Source organism: Aestuariivirga sp., from assembly GCF_037139295.1.
In the GTDB taxonomy this organism is placed as follows: domain Bacteria; phylum Pseudomonadota; class Alphaproteobacteria; order Rhizobiales; family Aestuariivirgaceae; genus Aestuariivirga.
In genome coordinates this window covers 1-2,851 of record NZ_JBAXGR010000228.1, presented here as the reverse complement: position 1 = coordinate 2,851, position 2,851 = coordinate 1, and the positions used below count along the sequence as shown (strand labels likewise).

3 protein-coding genes are annotated in these 2,851 nt (G+C 52.9%); 2 read left to right on the top strand and 1 reads right to left on the bottom strand.

Annotated elements, in window-relative coordinates; genetic code table 11:
• Nucleotides 1-836: 836 nt before the first annotated feature.
• The gene (locus tag WCJ41_RS21200) at nucleotides 837-1,547 is read left to right on the top strand and encodes an arginase family protein (protein WP_336907826.1); all 711 of its coding nucleotides are present in this window, start codon (nucleotides 837-839) and stop codon (nucleotides 1,545-1,547) included.
• Between the two features lie 47 nt (nucleotides 1,548-1,594).
• Nucleotides 1,595-2,461: a class I SAM-dependent methyltransferase gene (locus tag WCJ41_RS21195; protein ID WP_336907825.1), complete on the top strand. Its 867-nt coding sequence runs from the start codon at nucleotides 1,595-1,597 to the stop codon at nucleotides 2,459-2,461.
• 31 nt (nucleotides 2,462-2,492) lie between these two features.
• Here the strand turns inward: WCJ41_RS21195 and WCJ41_RS21190 are convergent.
• Nucleotides 2,493-2,851, bottom strand: a 359-nt coding sequence (locus WCJ41_RS21190) for a MerR family DNA-binding protein (RefSeq protein WP_336907824.1), incomplete at its 5' end; no start/stop codon positions are given.

The window sequence follows — 2,851 nt, the reverse complement described above, 5'->3', positions numbered from 1 at the left end:
CATCCCCAGTGGCGTGAACTTCTTCGCGTCACACAGGAACTCGGTCTCCAGGTATCAATACATACAAACGGTACGCCGCTGACCGCGAAGAACGTGGAGTATCTCACCCGATTCCCTATTGGCCTCATTCAGGTATCCCTCGATTCTCACCTTTCGGACGTTCACGATCAGGCCCGTGGTCAGCCCGGATCATGGGCCCGCACCATATCAGGACTCAGGCGAGCTATGGATGCGGGCTTTCGGGTGAGTTGCGTCCTCATGGTGCACAGACTCAACACAGGCCACATTGCGGAGTCAATAAACTGGTTCCAAAGCGAGTTTGGATTCACCCCGTTTTTGGACCGACTTGCTCCGTCGGGCCGAGAGAAAGAAGAGCAATTAGCGCTCAGTCCTTCTGACTTTTATCAGGTCGTCGCGCAACACTTGACATCGGAAGCGATGGTAAGACGTGTGTGCGAGACACCAGCCAAACCCAACGAAAGAATAGAACCTCACTGCGGCGTGGCTCACTCCCTGGTCTATGTGACGGCATACGGAGAGCTATGCCTATGCCCAACCATGACCTCTCGTGAGGAGTATCGGTTTGCGGGACCAAATGTTAGAGACACAAACCTACGAGACGCCTGGTACAATCACCCATTGTTCACCGGAAGTCGCGGTTTGAATTGCCGCAACACCTCGTTCTGCAAAGCAGGCTCCACTTGCCGAGGTGGATGCCGCTCCAATGCCTATTTTGACAGTGGAGAGCTAGACAGTCCCGACTTCGTCTCCTGTAACATTCATAAAAATGGAGGCCCTATGTTTGTGGACTTCCGGCAGCAGTATGCACAGTTCAAATGAGTCTCGCTGCACGTCCAAAAATAATCTTTGCACCATTGGACGGACGATCAGATTTATCCGGAACTGATATCGGGTGCAGTACGCTGCTCAGAATGATGCGGGCTTCGGAACTCACTGACTGCAAGCATGAATACTTTCCACGAAGCTTCGGCGAGCTACTCGATTTCCATATTTACCACTCTGTGCGCCGCTGCGTCGGCAAGGGCGAACCCTTTGTCGTTGTGGGAGGCGATCATAGTTGCAGCTATTCGTCGATCCTTGCAACAAGCTCTCTGCTCGGCAAAATGACGATTATTCAAGTGGACGCTCATCACGATAGGCACAAGGTGCCTTTTCTGACAAACTACACGCTCTTTCATCATCTGGCTGAAGTGCCCGGACTCTCCGTCCACCACTTCGGCAACCGCGATGAAAAACAACAGCCCTCAACGAAGCGCGAGCTCGAAGCGATTGATCTAACCCTGCCGTTGTACATCAGCTTTGATGTGGACTGCTATTCCCCCAATCGTGTTCCGTCGGTCAATTTTCCTATTCCTAAGGACAACGACCAAGACGTCGAGATCTTCTTTGAGTGGATTGACAGCGCGCGTCCTACCATATGTGGTGTCGACTTGGTTGAGTGGTCCCGCCCATCTAGTCACTCTGATGTCGAGGATAGTTTCGTGTTTGAGTTGTTCAAACGTATTTGCTCCTTGGCCGTCCAATGAAGTGGGTCGCAGGCACATCGGGCGAGATGTATCGATGCCGTTCAGACGTGGATCTCTACAATAGGTTCGCGGACACGGTCTTCTTGGGTCGAAACGGTCCCGCTGCCATTCAGCGGACACCCGATGGGCTTTACAGTTTCGACCACTTAGATGAACTCAGAAAGATGCAATACCTCCCCAAGGAGGCAGATACACTCTTTGATCAGGTGGAGCTGTGTAGGAGCGCATTCGCGTGGGACCCGGAAGAAGAACTTACTCTTCTATCTTCTTTGGTCCCGCAGGAAGCCCAGATACTTGATGCTGGGTGCGGATGGGGCCGCCTAATGAAGCCATTAACAGATATGGGTTTTGTGGTCGACGGGTACGATGCCTCGCACAACTGCATTCAATTCTGCAAGTCTCAGAAACTTGCCCTAGGTCGCTGTCATGTTGCGGAATTCGGAGAACTCTGTTCTCCCGATACCTATGACTTGATATTCGCCGCTATGAACAGCGCGAGATATTGCAACGATGTTACTCAGTTTATAAAGTTTCTGTCGAGTTCTGCCAGAAGCCTTCGGGAGAATGGACGCCTTGCCCTACAATTGACGGTCAGTGAGGCGCGCCCGATTTTCTACTGCCAGAGCTGGGACTTTTTGCATGAGGGGAAGTCTTTCGAAATCGCATTTGAGTTACTCGATTACGATTTACGCAGGCAGGTTTGCCACGATGTTGTACGTCTGCGACAGACGGGGCGAGATGGAGAGTACGCGGAGATTCAGAGACAGCTACTCATTACAGAGGAATTTCTTGATTTTTATCTATTTCAAAGTCCCCACTTCGTCCTCGAATCTGTGATCCGCAACGGGGGCCGTGTCACTGACTCTCTCCCACTGCAGGGAAACTATTGGTTCATCCTCAAGAAGCGATATTGAACCTATTCCCACACAGCTTTGAAAAACACCCTCAGCGCAGCTTCTCGAAGCCCTTGCCGAGATGGGTCGGGCTGTCATGCGAGCAGCCATCCGCCAGGCTTTCGATGATCGGACAGTCGGGCCTGCCATCGCCATGACAATTGGCAGCCAAGTGCTTCAAGGTGCTGGCCATTTCCTCGATCTCGCGGCGCTTGGCCTCGAGTGCCGCAACATGCTCCAGCGCGATGCGCTTGACGTCGGAACTGGCGCGGCTGCGGTCACGCCACAGATGCATGAGCCCTGAGATCTGCTCCACCGTGAAGCCCAGATCGCGTGCGCGGCGGATGAATTTGAGCTCGTGGATGTTGCTTTTATCGTAGCTGCGGTAGCCATTCTGGTTGCGCGCGGGTG

Coding starts and splice junctions, on each gene's coding strand:
- WCJ41_RS21200 (WP_336907826.1), top strand. CDS start 837: ATGAGTCTCGCTGCACGTCCAAAAATAATCTTTGCACCATTGGACGGA.